Genomic DNA, 18,302 nt, shown 5'->3' with positions numbered 1-18,302 from the left:
AAATGTATCGGGCCTATCGGACATCAACCTTCACAGGGGCCACACCCGTTGGCTACCGTGCCGGTCAGGCCGTACGACCCCCACCGGCGAACGTCGCCGGGCCGCGCGGCCTCCGCCGAGTCCGGTGCGCCGCATGGCAGCCGGAGCCGGGGACCCACACCGACCTTGGGGTGAATCGGCCCGCCTCCCTCTCGGGGGACGGCCGTAGGGCACACCTTCCGAACCACCCGCCCGAACCCGACAGCTAACTCGGTAGGCGGAACATGGAAGGAGTCGCCTCCCTTGGCGTCGCACGCAAGGCCACGTCCTGCGGGAACGCGCGTAGCAGGCATACGCACCCCCGCGCTCGCAACGGCCGCCCTCACCTCCGTGGCCCTGCTCTCCCAGACGGCCACCGCCGCCCCCTCGGCCGACGACAAGCCGAGCCTGGAGGAAGTCGAGAAGAAGGTCGACGACCTCTACCGGCAGGCGGAGTCGGCGACCGAGAAGTACAACTCGGCCAAGGAGAAGACCGCCACGCAGCGCAAGGAGGTCGACACCCTCCTCGACGACGTCGCCCAGCGCACCCAGAAGCTCAACGAGGCCCGCGAGGAGCTCGGTTCCTTCGCCGCGGCCCAGTACCGCACCGGTGCCTCCGCGCCCGACACCGCGACCTTCCTGCTCGCGGACACCCCGCAGGACTACTTCGACCAGACGCAGCTGATGGGCCGCATGACGGACCGCCAGAAAGGCGCGGTCGACGACTACATCAGCGCGCAGTCCGCGACGATGAAGAAGCGCCAGGAGGCCACCAAGAGCCTCGAGACGCTCACCGACTCGCAGGCCGACCTGAAGACCGCCAAGGCGACCGTCCAGCGCAAGCTCTCCGCCGCGCGCGAGCTGCTGTCGCAGCTGACCGCCGAGGAGAAGGCGCGGCTCGCGGCGATCGAGAAGAAGAAGCGGGAGGAGGCCGCCCGCAAGGCCGCGGAGCTGGCCGAGCAGCAGAAGGCGGCGGAGCAGAAGGCGAGCCCCTCCCCCTCCGAAACCACCCAAACCACCCAAACCGCCGACTCCTCCTACGCCACCAAGGCCGACAAGGCGCTCGCCTTCGCCCGCGCGCAGGTCGGCAAGCCGTACGTCTGGGGCGCCACCGGCCCCGGCTCCTACGACTGCTCCGGCCTCACCCAGGCCGCCTGGAACGCCGCCGGCATCTCCCTCCCCCGCACCACCTACGACCAGGTGAACTTCGGCACCACGGTCTCCCTCGCCAACGCGCAACCCGGTGACCTGGTCTTCTTCTACGACGACGTCTCCCACGTCGGCCTCTACATCGGCAACGGCATGATGATCCACGCGCCGAAGCCGGGGGCGTACGTCCGCGAGGAGTCGATCTACTACGACGGCGAGTCGGCGATCCACAGCGTGGTGCGCCCGGCCTAGGCTTCGCGCCCCCGCACCCCCGCGCTCTTTTCTTCACGCCCGCGCGCGTGCCCCGCTCTCAACCCCCCGCGCGCTCCTTAGCATCACTTTCATGCCCGAGACGCCCCATACCTCCCCCCTCCGCACCTGGTGGGCGCAGCGCCCGCCCGCCGCCGGTTCCGCGGTGATGGCGACCGGCATCCTGTCGGTCGCCCTGCACCTGACGGGGTACGAGGTGATGTCCCGCATCGCCCTGGTGCTGGCGTGCGTGGCCTGGGTGGTGCTGGCCGCCGACTTCGCCGTACGACTACTGCGGGAGCGGTCGCGCTGGGTGGCGGAGGCCGAGACGCCGGGCGCGCTCACGGCGATCGCGGCGACCACGGTGCTCGGCACCCGCTTCTCCGCCCTGGGCTGGCAGCGGCTCGCCGAGGCGCTGCTGGCGCTGGCGACGGTGCTGTGGCCGGTGCTGGTCGTGCTGGTCATGGGGCACTGGAAGCGGCGGATGCCGGGCGCGGTGTTCCTGATCTGCGTGGCGACGCAGGGCCTGGCCGTGCTCGGCGCGACGCTCGCGGGCGCGATCTCGACGGCGTGGCTCGCGCACGCGGCGCTGGTGCTGTTCTGGCTGGGCCTGGTCTTCTACGGCCTCGCCCTGGCCCACTTCGATCTGCGCCAGGTGGCGACGGGCGCCGGGGACCAGTGGGTGGCCGGCGGGGCGATGGCCATCTCGGCGCTGGCGGGGTCGAAGCTGATCGCGGCCGACAGCGCGAGCCTGTACCTGTGGAACGCCGACGACCGAGGCGTCCTTCGCGCGGTCACCGTAGCTCTGCTGATCCTCGACCTGTCCTGGTACGTCGTCCTGCTGGTCGCCGAGTTCGGGTGGCCGCGTCCGCACTACGACGTCCGCCGCTGGGCGACGGTGTTCCCGATGGGGATGACGTCGGCGGCGACCCTGGCCGTCGCCACCGCGCTCGACGTGTCCTGGCTGAAGACGCCGGGTCAGGTGCTGCTGTGGATCGCGGTGGCGGCGTGGCTGGCGGTGGCGGTAGGTGCCGTGGCGTCGGCCCGAGCCGGGATCAAAGCCGAGGAATCTCCCCTCACGTCCACAGCACCGCGATGAAGATGTTGGCCACGGTCAGCGCGCCGACCAGCCCGAACAGTCCCTTCTCCACCTTCTCGTCGTCCCTCTTGACGTAGACGAGCCCGAGGATCACGACCAGCAGCGCCAGCTTCACGCCGATCTTGACGTTGTTGACGTGCTGGTCGTCCGCCTGGTTGAGGCCGACCAGGATCGCGCCGGTGACCAGCATGGTCAGCGCGCCGTGCAGCATCGCGGGGACGAAGCGGGCGGTGCCCTGCCCCATCGCCTTCATCTGCGTGAGGAAGCCGCCGAGCAGCGAGGCGATGCCGATGATGTGCAGGCCGACGAAGAGATGGATGAGTACGTCCATGGCCCCGGAGCCTAATCAGGCCACGCCCCACCCCAGCACACCGCCCCCGCCTCCCCTCTCCCTGCTGTCCCCACGGGATGGTGCATATATGCGCCATAGCACCCCACCACCCCCGCCTGCTCCGGAATCCGCAGTTCGGTCAGCACTCCACGTGAAGCGAAATGCGCAGCGCAGGGATCACGCTCACATGCGGACACGCACCGGTCCCGTCAGACCAGTTCCGCGCAACCCGTTACCCCCACGACACACACAGGTTTAGCGTCCTCCACCAGGTGACCGGCTCCCCACCGCCGCCCGGGCCAGGGGCGGCAGTCGATCACCACCGCCGAGAAGGTCCGGCGGCGGCCCGCTCCCCCTGTGCGGGCCGCCGCCGGACGCGTCACCGCCCCGGGCGGCCGTACGACGCTCCCCCTGGCGTCGGCACGGCCGGTGACGGCCCGGGGCGGCCCTCCGGTCCTCCGGACCAGGCGGTAGCTCGTACGGTACGAAAGGACGTGCAGTCCAGGTGGCAGCGCACCGCAAGCCCAGGCAGCGCTCGGTAGGCGGCAACACGGCCCGTACAGCGGCGACGATCGCCCTGGCGGGCGCGGCGACCGCGACGGCATTCGACGGGACCGGGCACGCCGAGCCGAACCTGACACCGGCTCAGGTGAAGGCGAAGGTGGACAAGCTGTACCAGGAGGCGGAGGCCGCCACCGAGAAGTACAACGGCGCGAAGGAGAAGGCGGACGCGGCCGAGGAACGGCTGAAGACGCTGCGCGACGAGGCGGCACGCAAGACGGACAAGCTCAACTCGGCGCGGGACGCGCTGGGTTCGATGGCGGCGGCGCAGTACCGGGAGGGCGGCCTGGACCCGTCCGTCCAACTGGCGCTGTCCTCCGACCCCGACCACTACCTCGACAGCGCGGAGTTCGTGGACCGCGCCGGCACGCGCCAGGCGGCATCGGTGGCGAGCGTCCGCAGACAACTGCGCGAGATCGAACAACTCCGAGGCGCGGCCCACATCGAGCTAGCGTCGCTCAAGTCCCGCCAGGCGGAACTGAAGCGCCACAAGAAGACGATCACGGCAAAGCTGGACGCGGCGCGCCGCCTGCTGTCCCAACTCCCGCCGGAGGATCGGACGTCGGATGTCCAGCGCGCATCCCGGGACGCGTCCACGGGCGACGCCCGCGCCCCCCTGACCCCCACCACCGCGGGCAACGTGCCGGCCTCCAACTCCCGCGCCGCAGCGGCGGTCTCCTACGCCTACTCCAAACTCGGCAGCCCCTACGTCTGGGGCGCCACCGGCCCCGACGCCTTCGACTGCTCGGGCCTGACCCAGGCCGCGTACCGCTCCGCGGGCATCGCCCTCCCCCGCACCACGTACGCCCAGATCGACGCGGGCCACCGAGTCTCCCGCTCCGAACTCCAGCCGGGCGACCTCGTCTTCTTCTACTCCGCCATCTCCCACGTAGGCATCTACATCGGCAACGGCCAGATGATCCACGCGCCTAATCCGACGGCGCCGGTGCGGATCGCGCCTATCGATGAGATGCCGTTCGCGGGGGCGACGCGGGTGGTGTGACTGGCGCAAATGCGCCAGCCCCCGATATTTGTATGGGCCGACCGCGCACCTAAGATTCACTGGAGGCAAAAGAGAAAGAAAAGTCCTGAAGTTCATTCGACGGAGGACGCATGCGTAAACGAACCGTTGTTTCCGGCTTTGCCGTGGCGCTGGCGACCGTGGGGGCCACCCTGGTCACCGCGCCGACGGCGAGCGCCGCCGGGTACGGCTGCTCCGGGTCGCTGATCAGCACATATCCGGTGAAGGACAATGGCGGGACGACAAGAGGCAACGTTTACCTCTACTACAACTCCTCCAACGGATACAACTGCATCGCGACGGTCAAGAACAGCGCCGGCGCCTACGGAACGCCGACCCTGACGAACGCGACCCTCGACCGCTGCAAGGCGGGGACTTCAGGCTCGAACTGCTACTCCGAAAAGAAGGTGTGGGACGAGGGGCTCTACGAGTACTACGCCGGCCCGGTCTCCCTGTATGCCGATGGCCACTGCATTTCGATATTCGGCGAGATTCTCGGCTCGTGGGGTACGGCCCTGGTGAGCCGTGACGGGGTCCACTGCGGATAAGCACCGCCGCGGAACGGGGCACCCGAGCCCGGCTGGGATGACCAACCGGGCCTCTCCGCCGCTCGCCCGCCTGCACCTTGCCCTCACTGCGTGAGGATCGAGGTACGCAGGGTGAGGGTCTATCTGTCGTCGACGTGATCTTCCTGGTCGAGGACGGTGCCTCCTGGCCGATGGGGCACGTCGACGCACTGACCGACCCCGCCGCTCCTTCGGCCACGGGCATCAAGCGCCTGCGCGACGAGTCGAGAAGGTCCACGGCATCGGCTGGTTCACCAACGGCTCCAGGAGCGCTCCGATGTACAATAATGACCTACTTCAGTAGGCATCCATGTACATCCCGGAGGCCTGTATGTCCCTCACTCACATCGACATCGACGACGAGGCTCTGGAGACCGCGAAACGCCTGGGCGGCCACCGGACCAAGACCGCCGCCGTGGCGGCAGCGCTGGAGGCATACAACAATCGCCTCGCCAGGGCCGCCGCCTACGACAAGTACTTCGACATGGCTCAGGACTGGGACATCGAGGGTGCCGAGAAAGCGCACCGCGCGGACAAGGATGCCGTGCGCCCGTGATGCGCTACCTACTCGACTCATCGGCGTTGTGGCGCCTGCTCCGCGATCGTGACCTGCACGAAGCCTGGCGTCCGGTGGTCATGGATGGCGACGTCCTGTCCTGCTACCCGCAGCGAGCTGAATTCCTCCGGTCGGCGCGCGATCTCAAGGAGTACCAGACTTTCCGCGGTATGTTCACCGACCTCTACGACGAGGTCGCCGTCCCGAAGACGGTCAGCAACTGGATCGGGGCCTTCCAACTGCGCGCGGCGGAGCACGGGGCGCACAGGTCCCTCTCAGCCGTCGACCTCCAACTCTGCGCGACAGCCGCACATCACGGGCTGGTCGTTCTCCACGATGATGCCGACTTCGTCACGGCAGCGCGGTTCGCCGTGGAGTTGAGCCAGCACAACGTGCACGACGGCCCCCGCAACTGACTCACACCAGCCGCCGCGCCGTAGCCCACCGCGTCAGCTCATGCCGGTTCGACAGCTGCAACTTCCGCAGGACCGCCGACACATGCGACTCCACCGTCTTCACGGAGATGAACAGCTGCTTGGCGATCTCCTTGTACGCGTAGCCGCGCGCGATCAGCCGCAGGACCTCGCGCTCGCGCTGGGTGAGGCGGTCCAGGTCCTCGTCCACCGGGGGCGCGTCCGTCGAGGCGAAGGCGTCCAGGACGAAGCCGGCCAGCCTCGGGGAGAACACCGCGTCGCCGTCCTGGACGCGGAAGATGGAGTCGACCAGGTCCGTGCCGGTGATGGTCTTGGTGACGTAGCCCCTCGCGCCGCCTCGGATCACGCCGATCACGTCCTCCGCGGCGTCCGACACCGACAGGGCCAGGAACCGCACCGGCTGCTCCGCGTCCGCCATCAACGGGGCGCAGCGGCGCAGGACTTCGACTCCGCCGCCGCCGGGGAGGTGGACGTCGAGGAGGACGACCTCGGGGCGGGTGGCGGTGATGACCGTGACCGCCTGGTCGACGTCCGCGGCCTCACCGACGACCTCCACGCCGGTCTGCTCGGTCTGGCCGATCTCGGCCTGGACGCCCGTACGGAACATACGGTGGTCGTCGACGAGGACCACTCGCACCCGGCGCTCGCCCGTCGCTGTGTCGTTCGCCTCGGTCGGGTCACTCATGACGTCTTCTCCGCCCTCTCCATCTCCAGCTCGACCTCCGTGCCGCCACCCGGCACCGCGCGCAGGCGGGCCGTGCCGCCGTGCCGCTCCATGCGGCCGATGATCGATTCTCTGACACCCATGCGGTCGGCGGGTATCGAGTCGGGGTCGAAGCCGGGGCCGCGGTCCCGGACCGACACGAAGACGGTCTTTCCCTCGACCTCGGCGTAGACCTGCACCGCGCCGCCCTCGCCACCGTACTTGGCCGCGTTCACCATCGCCTCGCGCGCGGCCTGCATCTGTGCGCCGATCCGTTCGTCGAGGGGGCAGTCGCCGACGATGACGACCTCCAGGGGGACGCCGTGCTTGTCCTCGACCTCGGCCGCGTTGCGCCGGACCGCTTCGGCGAGGGTGTCGGGCTCGTCGGCCTCGTCCTTGCCCGTGCCCTCGGGTTTGTAGAGCCAGGTGCGCAGGTCGCGCTCCTGGGCGCGGGCGAGGCGGCGCACCTCGCCGGCGTTCTCCGCGTTGCGCTGGATCAGGGTCAGGGTGTGCAGCACGGAGTCGTGGACATGGGCGGCGACCTCGGCGCGCTCCTGGGCACGGATGCGCATCAGCCGCTCCTCGGAGAGGTCCTGGGTCATGCGAACGAGGTAGGGGCCGGCGAGGAGGGTGATGCCGACCAGGACCGCGAGGGCCGCCTGGAGGACGGAGCCGAGATGGGCGGCCGAGCCCTGCATGACGAAGATGCCGGACACCCCGGCCGTGACGAGCAGGACGCCGCCCGCGGCGCGCAGCAGGCTGAGGGTCCGCCTGCGGCGGCCGACCTCGGCCCAGCGAGCCCGGCGGGCGTTGTCGGCCTGGCGCCAGACCAGGGCCACACCGGCGCCGACGAGCACGGCGGGCCAGAGGTAGGCCTTCGCACCCGAGCCCAGGTTGACGTTGCCCACGAAGACCATGGCCACCACGACCATGAGGAGCAGGGCGACGATCTGGCCCTTGTCCGGTCTACGGGCGACGAGGCGGCGGCGGCCGTCGGGAGACGTCTCGGCGGTGACGAAGGACGGAGGCTTCTGGCCGCTGACACCTCCGACGCCGAGCGGCACGAAGAACCAGAACGCGGCATACAGCAGGGCACCGAGGCCGTCCGCCATGAACAGGCCGGCGAACACGAGCCGCACCCAGATCACGGGCAGCCCGAGATGCCCGGCGAGCCCCCGCGCCACACCCCCCAGCCAGCGTCCGTCACTGCTGCGGTAGAGCTTGCGCGGCGGCCGCGGTTCGACGAGTGGCGCTGCTGCGGCTGCTTCCGGCATGCCATCGATGTTCACACGGCGCGACCGCCGGAGCATCAGGGTCCGCCCCCTAGACTCCCCTGATCTTCGAGACACGCAGAAACGGCACGGCCCTCGCCCGTCTCCCCGGCGTCGGGTCAGGGGCGATATCAGGGTCCGGCCAGGGTCGTTCCGACTCCCGTCGCGGCAGCTCGCCCGTCACCATGGACACATGACAGATCACCAGCACGCCGCGGACCCGGCGCCCGACGAGGGCGCCTCGTCCGCCGCGCCCTCCGCGACCGCCGCCGGTGAGGAACCGCGCGCGCACGAGCGGGCGGGTGCGCGGAAGGAAGAGGAGCGGCCGGGCACGGCCGGGCCACCGGGCGGGACCGACGACATGGGTCTCGCCGCTGATGACGCAACGGCCGTGCCGCCGTCGAAGTTCCGCCGCGACCGGCAGCACAAGATGCTCGCGGGCGTGTGCGCCGGCCTCGGTCGGCAGTACGACATGGACCCGGTGATCTTCCGGATCACCCTCGCCGTGCTCTCCGCGACGGGCGGCATCGGCCTCATCTTCTACGGCTTCGCGTGGCTCTTCGTGCCGTACGAGGACGACGAGGAGAACGAGGTCCGCAAGCTGCTGACCGGCCGTGTCGACGGCCAGGCCCTGGCGGCCGTGCTGTTCGCGCTGGTCGGCTGCGGTGTGTTCCTGACGATGTTGAACAACGGGACGGTGCTGGCCTTCGCCGTCGTCGTCTCCCTGCTCCTCGCGGGCGCCGGGTACTGGTCGCGGCAGCGCGGCACCCCCGACACCGACCCGCTGGCCGCCCAGGCAGCCGCCGACGCCCCGCCGGAGGCCCAGGCCCCGCCGGTCAGCGCCACGTACCCCTCCTGGTGGCGCGAGCCCATCGTCAAGGACGGCACCCACGAGGGCGGCACCGGCTATCTGTGGGGCCCCGGCGACTCCCGCACCCGCGACATCGCGGACGCCATCGACTTCAGCCTGGCCCGTGGCTACGGCCACGCCGGTGCCGACATACGCGCCGCCCGCCCGCAGCCCTCCAGGCAGCGCGGCCCGCGCTGGATCGGCGGCTGGATCTTCCTGCTCGCCCTGCTCGCGGCCGGCCTCGGCACCGGGCTGACGTGGGACGAGCACCCGCTCGGCACCAGCCTCCAGACCGGTCTGGCCTGCGCGCTGATCGTCCTGGGCGTCGGTATCGCCGTCAGCTCGTTCCTCGGGCGCACGGGGGCGGGGTCGATCTTCCTGGCGGTGCTCACGGCGGGACTGCTCGCGGGGGCGGCCGCCGTGCCCGAGGACATCGGCACGGACTGGGTCCGGGAGAACTGGCGGCCCGCCGCGGTGGCGGACGTCAAGCCGAAGTACGACCTCGGCACCGGCGTCGGCACGCTCGATCTGAGCAAGCTGGACCTCACCAAGGCGCGGACGGTGACGACCGGGGCCGAGGTCGGGGTCGGCAAGCTGAAGGTGATCGTGCCGAAGGACGCGACCGTGAAGGTCCACATCGACGTGGGCGTGGGCGACATCCAGCTGCCCGGCGACGACCCGGAGGACGTGGACGTGGAACCGGGCAGGAACAAGGAGGCCACCTTGACCCCGGCCAAGGGCGTCAAGCCCTCCGGCACCCTCGACCTCGACCTCCAGGTCGGCGTCGGACAGGCGGAGGTGAGCCGTGCTGCGTCATGAGTTCCGCCCAGGCAAACTGATCGCCGGCGTCTTCCTGACCCTGGCAGGCGTCATCTACGCCGGGGACGCGGGCGGCGCCTGGGAAACCCCGTGGTTCGCGATCATCCCCGTGGTCACGGCAGGCCTGTGCCTGGCGGGCGCGGTGGGACTGCTGACCCGCTCGGTCCGACGCCGCCGCAGAACGGCCGGCGGCACGGGGACACCGGAGGAGCCGTCGCCGGAGATACCCGGGTAGGCCCAATCCTCCCCGCCACCGCACGGGTCAGCCGTACGGTGTGGGCATGGGTGACTGGCCGGCGAGTATCGAGGTCCCCGACCTGGTGGGGATGACGGGGCAGGAAGCCAGGACTGTCTGCCGTGATCTCGGGCTGTTCCTGGGCTACTACAACATGGACCAGCAACTGCCACGGAGCATGGTCATCGCTCATCAGGAGCCGCCACCCGGCACCATGGCGGAGCGTGCCGCGGCCGTCAGGATCTGGACGACACTGGATCCGCCGCCCGCCGACCCGCGGGGATCAGACGAGGCCGGCTGACGGCGGGCAGCAGCGCCCGCGTCACCAGGCCGAGGCTCCGCTCGGTTGTCGGCGGCGGTTTCTGATCAGCGCGTCCAGGGAGAGATAGGGCGCCCCGGCCAGCACCAGCGGCAGCCAGGCCATCAGGTAGGCGAGGTCGTTGCCGTAGTAGTAGGGCTCCGCGGCCCAGCTCACCGTCAGCCAGAGGCTGAGGGAGATCAGGGCTCCGCCCAGGGCGGCGAGGCGGGCCAGGAGGCCGAAGAGGGTGCCGAGACCTACGGCCAGTTCACCGAAGGCGATGGCGTAGCCGAAGCCGACGGGGTTGTTGAGGGCCATGTCGACCATGGCCGGGATCGCCGACGACTGCTTGACGTTGCGCATCTGGTCGCCGATCGAGCCCACGCCCGAGTCCTTCATGAAGGCGCTGTCGGTGAGCTTGTCCAGTCCGGCATAGATGAAGGTGACGCCCAGGAAGACGCGGAGCGGGAGCAGCGCGTAGTGGGTGGCGGTGTCGCGCCAGCTGCGACCGCCGCCGCCGCCGTCGAAGTAGGGGGTGTGCGTGTCCGTACGAAAACCGTGAGTCATCGCTCCTAGCCGCCTCTCACCCAGCGTGCCGTGACCCCTCAAAAGACGATACGCACGAAAGGGAGGTACCGCTCAATGCCTGGACGACGGGTTTCCGCCCTCTGGGGGCGCCTTGCCCGAGGCCGGTCGTGGCGCCGGTCAGAGGTGCGCCAGGATCTGCCGTACCGGGTGGCCCAGGGCCTGGGCGACGGAGGCGAGTTGCTCCTCGCTCAGCCCGTCGGTCTCCGGGTTCCACACGGCGATCTCGAAGCGGGCGAAGCCGCAGGGACCGTCGTAGTCGAGGCGGTCCAGGGTGGTGGCGGCCCCGCAGCAGGGGACGGCCACGTCGAGGGTGGGGAAACCGTCCTCGTGGGCCTCCACCAGGTCCTCCCACCAGGCGCGGTCGATCGCCGCCCGGCAGCTCGGGCACCCGATCCGCTCCAGGTTCTGCGCGCTGTCGACGACGGTCGGGGCGTCGTACCAGTCGACGTCGACCTCCACGTCCGTGTCCACGCCCAGACCTCCGGTCAGGGCGGTGACCAGAGCGACGGCACGCTCGGCGTCGGGGCGTTCCGGCTGCCAGTACGGGTCGACCGGGATGACGGACAACACGTCGTCACTCATGACTCAGACCTCTCCATGGGGCGTCACGGCTCGGGCTTTCCCGCCAGTGCTCACAGCTGCGGCCTCCCCGCCGGTCGCCACAGCCCAGGTCTCCCCGCCGATCGTCATCGCTCAGTCCGTCACATCGATCGCGTAGCGGTTCGTCTCCACGCCCGCCGCGGTGATGACCTGGACCTCGACCCGGCCCGGTTCCACGTCCGCCGGGACGGGGACGGTGAGGACGGCGTCCGTGGGGTTGCTGAAGCCGCCGGTCACCGGGACGAGCGGGACATGGACATGGACGGTGCCCACGCGGACCGTCATGCGGGACAGCCGCTCCGCGCCCTGGGCGCCCGGCGGTACGAACCCGGCGCCGCGGATCTCGATGTCGTCGCCGGTACGGATCGGGCCGTCGAGGTCGCCGGCCTCGCGGGCGCGGACGACGGAGAGGATGACGGGACGGCCGCCCTCGGCGTACTTGCCGGCCAGGTAGGTCGCGGCCGAGATGAGGACCACGACCGCCAACCCCCAGGGGAGATCGGGGAGTTGGTCGGGGCGGCGGGCCAGCCGTACCGCGGCGAACAGCAGGGCGACCGCGCCGATGACGACGTACTGGATGTCGGCGAAGGTGCCGCGCCCGGCGTCGTCGGTGAGCAGGTCGGCGGCCCTGGGGCGGTCGGCGCGTACCTTCTGCAGCCGTTGCCCGAACACCCGCAGCCCGACCACGCGCCGCACCAGCACGGCGATCCCGCAGACCACGGCGAGGACGGTCACCACACCGGCGCCGCGGGCGAGTTCGAGGCCGGAGATGAGGGCGTCGCGCTCCGCCGGGTCCGACGCGGCGGCGAGTCGGCCGACGAGCACCAGGACGGCGTAGGCCACGAACAGCACCCAGGCCACGGCGACCGCGCGGGAGGTGGAGAGGCGGTTGTCCTCGCCGATCACGGGGGCCAGCGCGCCGCCCCGGGCGCGATGGAACCAGGAGGCCGCGGTCAGGGCACCGGCGGTCAGCACGGCGGCCAGCAGCCCGGCGGTGCGGGCGGCGGTCCAGCCCGCGCCGATCGCCGTGAGCGCCTGGACGAGCAGGAGGACGATCACGCCCGCCCACACCGTGCAGGCGGTACGGCTCCACAGCCGGGCCAGCCACGCCTCGCCCTCGGCGCGGCCGCGTTCGGCGACCAGTTCCGCGGACTGGGTCAGCTCCTCCGACACCCACTGCCGGGAGGCCGAGGCCGAGTGGGCCACGGCGGCCGGCAGGCCCTGCCCGGCGGCGAACTCGTCCCGCTTCAGGAGGAACGCGGCGACCGCCCGCCGATGCCCCTCCCGCGCCCCGTGCGGACAGTCCCCGCAGGTGCAGCCGCCTCCGTGCGCGCCCGCATCCGCGCTCTGTCTCGCCTCCTGCACCGCCACGCCCGACGCCCGCCTTCCCCGCGATCTCCACGCCGCGCGGCCGCTGCCGATGTCTCGGCGGCCGCCCCGCAACTCCCGTGCGATGACAGCGAATTGTGCCCTACGCCACGGCGAGCTCGTCCGGCAGGTCTGGTCAGGGCGGGTGAAGCCGGGGTCGCCGTGTTGACCTGGCTGCGAGAATTTCTGTATGGCCGAGATCATCCAGCGCGACGGGACCTGGGCCTTCGACGGCACGACGGTCAGGATCACGCCGGGACTCCACCGTTCGGTGCCGCTGTTCCGGCAGACGTACGGGGAGATCGCCGTGCCTCTGGAGGCCGTCTCGGGTGTCGTCTTCGAGCCCGAGCGCAAGCGGGGGCGGCTGCGGATGCGGCTGCGCGAGGGCGCCGATCCGCTGTTGCAGGCGACCGGGGGCCGGCTGCCGGACGCGGCGGACCCGTACCGCCTCGCGGTGGACGTCGACCGGGCCGGGGTCGCGGAGTACGTGGCGGAGGAGATCCGGCATGCGCTGCTGCTCGAACAGATCCCCAAGGACCCGACGAAGACGTATCTGCTGTCGGGGCCGCCGGTCCCGGTCTCCGTGCGCTCCTCCGACGGCAGCGTCTCCTTCGACGGCCTCCAGGTCCGCATCGACTGGGCCGACACCTCGGACCGGGTGAAGCGGGCGACCGGCCCGCGGATCATCGCGCTCTCCGACCTGGTGGGCGTGGAATGGCTGCCCAACTCCGGTTACGAGGACGGCTTCCTGCGGTTCGTGACCCGCGACACGGCGTTCTCCAAGCTCCCGCCCGAGAAGGACCCGTACGCACTGGACCTGTGGGGCAGCGCCCGTCGCGACCTGCTCACGGCGCTGGTGGCGACCGCGGTCACCGCCCGCCTCCCGCACCCCTCCACCCGCACGGCCGACGACCGCGCCGACCGCTTCCCGCAGCTCCCGGCGGCGGCGGTGCCGTCCCAGGCCGACCATCACGACGTACTTCTGCGCAGACTGCGGGAGTTGGGCGAGCTGCATCGCGAAGGGGTGCTGACGGACGAGGAGTTCGCGATGACCAAGGCAGTGATCCTCAGAGGCTTCTAGCTCAAAAGGTCCGGCTCGCTGGAGGCCTCTAGCTCAGCAGGTCCGGCTCGCTCCGGCTGATGTCCTGCCACAACGGCTGGTAGTTGATCCATGCGACCAGGTCGCCGCCCAGCTGCTCCCTGGTCGCGACCGCCGCCTTGTGGTCGATGAGGATCGGGCGGCCCGCCGCCCTGGCCGTCAGCTGGACCTGGGCGGAGCGTTCCATGGACAGGAACCACCAGGCCGCCGCGTCCACCGAGTCGCCGACGGTCAGCAGGCCGTGGTTGCGCAGCACCAGCCCCTTCCCGGAGCCCAGGGCGGCGGCGATCCTGCGGCCCTCCGCGGTGTCCACGGCGACGCCCGAATAGGTGTCGTAGACCGCGTGATCCTCATAAAACGCGCAGCTCTCCTGGGTGATCGGATCCAGGAGGTCGCCGAGGGCGGAGAGGGCGCGGCCGTGCACGGAGTGGCAGTGGGCGACCGCGACGACATCGGGCCGGGCGGCGTGGACCTGGGCGTGCACGGTGAAGGCGGCCTGGTTGACGTGGTAGCGCCCCTCGACGACCTGCCCGTCGGTGTTGGCGAGGACCAGGTCGCCGACGGTGACGTGCTTGAAGGGCATGCCGAACGGGTTGACCCAGAAGCAGTCGGTGAACTCCGGGTCGCGTGCGGTGATGTGGCCGGAGACCCCGTCCTCGAAGCCCTGTCGGCCGAAGATCCGCAGCGCGCCCGCCAGCCGTTCCTTGCGGTGCCGGCGCTCGTCCTCGACCGAGTCGTGCATCGGCGGCATCGCGAACCGGAGGCTGTCGGTGGGCAGGGGGGCCGGTGGGGTCGGTCCCGGTTCATACGTCCCGTGCATCGGTCCTCCAGCACTGGGGTGGCTTTACGGGGCGGAAGTTACCGTCGGTCAGCGCGGGAGAACAGGCGTATGAGGTAACGATGCCGTGCGCAACCCTTCCGGCGGCTCGGTGGTCTGGTGTGCGGAACGACAAGTTCCCGACACCGCTGCACCAGTTTTCAGTACCCCTGCACCAGTTTTCAGTCATCCCCGGAGCCCACCTTGAGCCTCGTCGAACGTCACCTCAGCTCCCTCATGCGGCAGCTCGCGACCCAGGACCACGTCGAGCTGGTCCACCCCTTCGCCGAGCACAAGCTGTTCGGGTCGCTGGTCTACGTCGCCGAGTGCTTCGGCTTCCGCTACGCCGGTGTCCGCCTCGTCGGCCGCCACAAGATCCTCCACGTCCACCTGGTCCGCGACACGCACCCCGCGGCCCAGCAGCGCGCCGCCGCGAACCTCGCCGCGTTCCCGCAGGTCGGCGCGGGTGGCACGGTCCCCGGCATGTATCTGAACTCACTCACGCCGGTTCCGGAGGCGCAGGCCGACATCGACCTGATCATCGCGCTCATCAAGTACGACGCCCTGGTCGAGGCGGGCAACCCCCGGCAGCTCAAGACCATCGGCTGGGGCGCCGCCGCCCTGTTCCTGCTGATGGCCCCGCTGACCGGCAAGTACGCCGTCCTCCTGCCGCTCGCCGTGCTGACGCCGGCGTTCATGTACGGCGCCTTGCGCATCAACACGGTCCGCCGCGCCAAGCTGGCCGCGCAGCTGACGGCGGGCGGCTGCGCGCAGGTGCGGGACGACGCGGGACGGGAGCGGTACGTGCGCCCGCTGCCGTACGCCACGCAAGGCGCGTAATACCGGACAGCAGGTGTCGGGTATCGGCGCCACACTCGTCGTATGACTGCGAACTGGTCCGCCTTCACCGCCGCCGAACCCGATCTCGCCCAGCTCGTCGAGGAACGCTTCGGCGCCTTCACGCACCACACCCTCGCGACCCTCCGCAAGGACGGCTCGCCCCGCACCAGCGGCCTGGAGGTGCGGTTCCTGAACGGCGAGCTGTGGCTCGGCATGATGACGGACTCGCTCAAGGCCCTCGACCTGCTCCGCGACCCGCGGTTCGCGCTCCAGGCGAACCCCGGGGAGGGGCAGTCGCTGGGCGGCGGCGACGTACGGATCAGCGGGCGGGCCGTCGAGGTCGTCGACACGGCGACCAAGACCGCATACGTCGAAGAGGTGGAACCGCCGGAGCCGTTCCACCTCTTCCGCACCGAGCTGACGGAGGTCGTCAGGACCTACGTCGAGGACGACAAGTACCTCGTCGTCCAGGTCTGGAAGCCCGGAGAGCCGGTGCGGACTCTCAAGCGGACCTGATCAGCGGGATTACTCCCACTCGATCGTGCCCGGCGGCTTCGAGGTCACGTCGAGGACCACTCGGTTGACGTCCGCGACCTCGTTGGTGATCCGGGTGGAGATCTTCGCCAGCACCTCGTACGGCAGGCGCGACCAGTCGGCCGTCATCGCGTCCTCGGACGAGACCGGGCGCAGGACGATCGGGTGGCCGTAGGTGCGGCCGTCGCCCTGGACGCCGACCGAGCGGACGTCCGCGAGCAGGACCACCGGGCACTGCCAGATGTCCCGGTCGAGGCCGGCCAGCGTGAGCTCCTCGCGGGCGATGGCGTCGGCGTCGCGGAGCAGGTCGAGCCGCTCCTTGGTCACCTCGCCGACGATCCGGATGCCGAGGCCCGGGCCGGGGAACGGCTGGCGCTGGACGATCTCCTCCGGCAGGCCCAGCTCCTGGCCGACCATCCGGACCTCGTCCTTGAACAGCTTGCGCAGCGGCTCGATGAGCTTGAACTCGAGGTCCTCGGGGAGGCCGCCCACGTTGTGGTGGGACTTGATGTTGGCCGTGCCGGTGCCGCCACCGGACTCGACCACGTCCGGGTAGAGCGTGCCCTGGACGAGGAACTCCACCGCCGGACCCTCGTCCGCGATGATCTCCGCCTGCGCCTGCTCGAAGACCCGGATGAACTCGCGGCCGATGATCTTCCGCTTCTCCTCGGGGTCCGAGACACCCTTGAGCGCGGTGAGGAAGCGCTCCTCCGCGTCGACGACGACCAGCTTCACGCCGGTCGCGGCCACGAAGTCCTTCTCGACCTGCTCGGTCTCGCCCTTGCGCATCAGACCGTGGTCGACGTACACGCAGGTCAGCTGGTCGCCGATGGCGCGGGCGACGAGGGCCGCGGCCACCGCGGAGTCGACGCCGCCGGACAGCCCGCAGATGGCGCGCTTGTCGCCGACGCGCGAGCGGATCTCGGCGACCTGCTCCTCGATCACGTTGCCCGTGGTCCAGTCCGGCTTCAGACCGGCACCCCGGTAGAGGAAGTGCTCCAGGACCTGCTGGCCGTGCGTGGAGTGCATCACCTCGGGGTGGTACTGGACGCCGTAGAGCTTCTTCTCGTCGTTCTCGAAGGCGGCGACCGGGACGACGTCCGTGGAGGCCGTGACGGAGAAGCCCTCGGGGGCGGCGGAGCAGGCGTCGCCGTGGGACATCCACACGTGCTGCTCGTCCGGGGTGCCCTCGAAGAGGGTGGAGGACGACTTCGAGACGTGCAGGTCGGTGCGGCCGTACTCACGGGCGCCGGTGTTGTCCACCGTGCCGCCGAGGCTCTGGGCCATCAGCTGGAAGCCGTAGCACATGCCGAAGACGGGGACGCCGGCCTCGAAGAGCGCGCGGTCGAGGCGGGGGGCGCCCTCCTCGTAGACCGACGAGGGGCCGCCGGAGAGGATGATCGCCGCCGGGTTCTTGGCGAGCATCTCCTCAACCGGCATGGTGCTCGGCACGATCTCGCTGTAGACCCGCGCCTCGCGGACGCGACGGGCGATGAGCTGGGCGTACTGCGCGCCGAAGTCGACGACCAGGACGGTGTCGGGGGCGGCGGCGGGGGTCGCTGATGACACGGGGTGCCTTCCGGCGGTTTGGGCGAGGGCTGTGAGGCCGATTCTAGCGGGGTGCGGCCGCGCCCCCTCCCGGCCGCCGTCTCCGGCCCTTCCCGTCCGGTGGATGGACCCCGGTTGGACAGGTGCCCACGCGCGTGCATACTGCTGCCATGCTCACGCACCCGACCTTCGTCTTTACCTATGGCAACCGGCCCGCCGGCTGCCATGGTCGTGCTGCTTGAGCTACTGACAAGCGACTTCCCAGGCGCCCCGGGCCGATAAGGTCCGGGGCGCCTGTCGTTTCCTTCCGGATCTTGCCGCTCCGGGGCACCTCACCCAGAAACACGAGGAGCCACCGTGACCACCACCACGCCCGAAGCCGTCATCGCGGACGCCCGTGAGCGCATCGACGCCATCGACGACCGGATCATCGGCCTCATCCAGGAACGCGCGGCCGTCTCCGCCGTCGTCCAGCAGACCCGTATCGCCTCCGGCGGCCGGCGCGTGCACCTCGCGCGCGAGATGGAGGTCCTCAACCACTTCAGCGAGGCGCTCGGCAAGCCGGGCACCTCCCTCGCGATGACCCTGCTCGAACTGTGCAGGGGTCGCATCTGAGTTCGGGCCCCGTCTCACCCGTACGGCGCGTGACCGCATCGCGGACCGCTTCGTTGGTGGTGGTGTCCGTGCCAGCCAGGGGCGGGCCCGACAGAACCACGCGTGGCTCGCTGGAGCGATGAGACGTTCGGAT

General features: G+C 70.6%; 21 protein-coding genes and 1 riboswitch. Of the genes, 13 read left to right on the top strand and 8 right to left on the bottom strand.

From position 1 onward, the window contains the following. The first annotated feature begins 117 nt into the window (after nt 1-117). Nucleotides 118-274: riboswitch (cyclic di-AMP (ydaO/yuaA leader) on the top strand. A gap of 8 nt (nt 275-282) precedes the next feature. Together CRP56_RS26395 and CRP56_RS26390 are read left to right on the top strand one after the other, a co-directional pair. Then, the gene (locus CRP56_RS26395; protein WP_097267968.1) at nt 283-1,419 is read left to right on the top strand and encodes a C40 family peptidase; all 1,137 of its coding nucleotides are present in this window, start codon (nt 283-285) and stop codon (nt 1,417-1,419) included. 91 nt (nt 1,420-1,510) lie between these two features. Further along, nucleotides 1,511-2,515 (top strand): tellurite resistance/C4-dicarboxylate transporter family protein, encoded by a 1,005-nt coding sequence (locus tag CRP56_RS26390; RefSeq protein WP_097267966.1) that lies wholly within the window; start codon nt 1,511-1,513, stop codon nt 2,513-2,515. Here the strand turns inward: CRP56_RS26390 and CRP56_RS26385 are convergent. Continuing rightward, entirely contained in the window at nt 2,493-2,846 is a 354-nt protein-coding gene (locus CRP56_RS26385; protein ID WP_079311939.1) for a hypothetical protein, read from the bottom strand. The two genes, CRP56_RS26390 and CRP56_RS26385, sit on opposite strands and share 23 nt — an antisense overlap. Before the next feature lie 505 nt (nt 2,847-3,351). Here CRP56_RS26385 and CRP56_RS26380 point away from each other — a divergent pair. The 4 genes from CRP56_RS26380 to CRP56_RS26365 all read left to right on the top strand — a co-directional run bounded on the left by CRP56_RS26380 (nt 3,352) and on the right by CRP56_RS26365 (nt 5,966). Further along, nucleotides 3,352-4,410 (top strand): C40 family peptidase, encoded by a 1,059-nt coding sequence (locus CRP56_RS26380; RefSeq protein ID WP_097267964.1) that lies wholly within the window; start codon nt 3,352-3,354, stop codon nt 4,408-4,410. Between the two features lie 110 nt (nt 4,411-4,520). Then, entirely contained in the window at nt 4,521-4,976 is a 456-nt protein-coding gene (locus CRP56_RS26375; RefSeq protein WP_143664942.1) for a spore-associated protein A, read from the top strand. A gap of 349 nt (nt 4,977-5,325) precedes the next feature. Then, nucleotides 5,326-5,550: a type II toxin-antitoxin system VapB family antitoxin gene (locus CRP56_RS26370; RefSeq protein ID WP_097274486.1), complete on the top strand. Its 225-nt coding sequence runs from the start codon at nt 5,326-5,328 to the stop codon at nt 5,548-5,550. Continuing rightward, nucleotides 5,550-5,966: a PIN domain-containing protein gene (locus tag CRP56_RS26365; RefSeq protein WP_218878061.1), complete on the top strand. Its 417-nt coding sequence runs from the start codon at nt 5,550-5,552 to the stop codon at nt 5,964-5,966. The genes CRP56_RS26370 and CRP56_RS26365 overlap by 1 nt, the downstream gene beginning before the upstream one ends. Nucleotide 5,967: 1 nt before the next feature. Here CRP56_RS26365 and CRP56_RS26360 read toward each other — a convergent pair whose 3' ends face one another. Both CRP56_RS26360 and CRP56_RS26355 read right to left on the bottom strand, forming a co-directional pair. Continuing rightward, nucleotides 5,968-6,669 carry a LuxR C-terminal-related transcriptional regulator gene (locus CRP56_RS26360; protein ID WP_059192828.1) on the bottom strand — a complete coding sequence of 234 codons (702 nt, stop codon included), beginning with the start codon at nt 6,667-6,669 and terminating at the stop codon, nt 5,968-5,970. Beyond that, on the bottom strand, nt 6,666-7,961 hold the full coding sequence (locus CRP56_RS26355; RefSeq protein ID WP_097274484.1) for an ATP-binding protein: 1,296 nt from the start codon (nt 7,959-7,961) through the stop codon (nt 6,666-6,668). Before CRP56_RS26355 ends, CRP56_RS26360 begins: the two co-directional genes overlap by 4 nt. Before the next feature lie 190 nt (nt 7,962-8,151). On the opposite strand from CRP56_RS26355, the gene CRP56_RS26350 reads away from it, so the two are divergent. Genes CRP56_RS26350 through CRP56_RS26340 form a run of 3 tightly spaced genes read left to right on the top strand, consistent with a single transcriptional unit; the run spans nt 8,152 to nt 10,163 of the window. Continuing rightward, on the top strand, nt 8,152-9,627 hold the full coding sequence (locus CRP56_RS26350; protein WP_097267957.1) for a PspC domain-containing protein: 1,476 nt from the start codon (nt 8,152-8,154) through the stop codon (nt 9,625-9,627). Next, nucleotides 9,614-9,862: a hypothetical protein gene (locus CRP56_RS26345; RefSeq protein ID WP_097267955.1), complete on the top strand. Its 249-nt coding sequence runs from the start codon at nt 9,614-9,616 to the stop codon at nt 9,860-9,862. The genes CRP56_RS26350 and CRP56_RS26345 overlap by 14 nt, the downstream gene beginning before the upstream one ends. Before the next feature lie 46 nt (nt 9,863-9,908). Beyond that, entirely contained in the window at nt 9,909-10,163 is a 255-nt protein-coding gene (locus CRP56_RS26340) for a PASTA domain-containing protein (protein WP_097267953.1), read from the top strand. Nucleotides 10,164-10,184: 21 nt separating this feature from the next. On the opposite strand, the gene CRP56_RS26335 is transcribed toward CRP56_RS26340, so the two are convergent. The 3 genes from CRP56_RS26335 to CRP56_RS26325 all read right to left on the bottom strand — a co-directional run bounded on the left by CRP56_RS26335 (nt 10,185) and on the right by CRP56_RS26325 (nt 12,719). Next, on the bottom strand, nt 10,185-10,727 hold the full coding sequence (locus CRP56_RS26335; protein WP_097267951.1) for a DoxX family protein: 543 nt from the start codon (nt 10,725-10,727) through the stop codon (nt 10,185-10,187). A gap of 138 nt (nt 10,728-10,865) precedes the next feature. Next, a complete protein-coding gene (locus CRP56_RS26330; RefSeq protein WP_097267949.1) occupies nt 10,866-11,330 on the bottom strand; it encodes a hypothetical protein in 465 nt (154 codons plus the stop codon). A 111-nt stretch (nt 11,331-11,441) separates the two neighbouring features. Beyond that, nucleotides 11,442-12,719, bottom strand: a complete 1,278-nt coding sequence (locus CRP56_RS26325; protein WP_097267946.1) for a hypothetical protein — start codon at nt 12,717-12,719, stop codon at nt 11,442-11,444. A 187-nt stretch (nt 12,720-12,906) separates the two neighbouring features. On the opposite strand from CRP56_RS26325, the gene CRP56_RS26320 reads away from it, so the two are divergent. Continuing rightward, the gene (locus CRP56_RS26320) at nt 12,907-13,797 is read left to right on the top strand and encodes a DUF4429 domain-containing protein (protein ID WP_097267944.1); all 891 of its coding nucleotides are present in this window, start codon (nt 12,907-12,909) and stop codon (nt 13,795-13,797) included. Between the two features lie 28 nt (nt 13,798-13,825). On the opposite strand, the gene CRP56_RS26315 is transcribed toward CRP56_RS26320, so the two are convergent. Then, nucleotides 13,826-14,635: a class II aldolase/adducin family protein gene (locus CRP56_RS26315; RefSeq protein ID WP_097267942.1), complete on the bottom strand. Its 810-nt coding sequence runs from the start codon at nt 14,633-14,635 to the stop codon at nt 13,826-13,828. A 201-nt stretch (nt 14,636-14,836) separates the two neighbouring features. Between CRP56_RS26315 and CRP56_RS26310 the strand changes: the two genes are divergently transcribed. Next, nucleotides 14,837-15,472, top strand: coding sequence for a hypothetical protein (locus CRP56_RS26310; protein ID WP_097267940.1), 636 nt, complete (start codon nt 14,837-14,839; stop codon nt 15,470-15,472). A gap of 42 nt (nt 15,473-15,514) precedes the next feature. Beyond that, nucleotides 15,515-15,988 (top strand): pyridoxamine 5'-phosphate oxidase family protein, encoded by a 474-nt coding sequence (locus tag CRP56_RS26305; RefSeq protein ID WP_097267938.1) that lies wholly within the window; start codon nt 15,515-15,517, stop codon nt 15,986-15,988. A 9-nt stretch (nt 15,989-15,997) separates the two neighbouring features. Here the strand turns inward: CRP56_RS26305 and guaA are convergent, their stop codons facing one another. Next, nucleotides 15,998-17,575 (bottom strand): glutamine-hydrolyzing GMP synthase, encoded by a 1,578-nt coding sequence (guaA, locus tag CRP56_RS26300; protein ID WP_097267936.1) that lies wholly within the window; start codon nt 17,573-17,575, stop codon nt 15,998-16,000. Nucleotides 17,576-17,911: 336 nt separating this feature from the next. On the opposite strand from guaA, the gene CRP56_RS26295 reads away from it, so the two are divergent. Then, nucleotides 17,912-18,169: a chorismate mutase gene (locus CRP56_RS26295; protein ID WP_179851118.1), complete on the top strand. Its 258-nt coding sequence runs from the start codon at nt 17,912-17,914 to the stop codon at nt 18,167-18,169. Nucleotides 18,170-18,302: the final 133 nt, after the last annotated feature.

The organism is Streptomyces sp. TLI_55 (assembly GCF_900206255.1).
GTDB classification, from domain to species: Bacteria; Actinomycetota; Actinomycetes; order Streptomycetales; family Streptomycetaceae; genus Streptomyces; species Streptomyces aquilus.
Note: the sequence above shows the minus strand (reverse complement) of the source record. Positions and strands in the feature narration are given on the sequence as shown.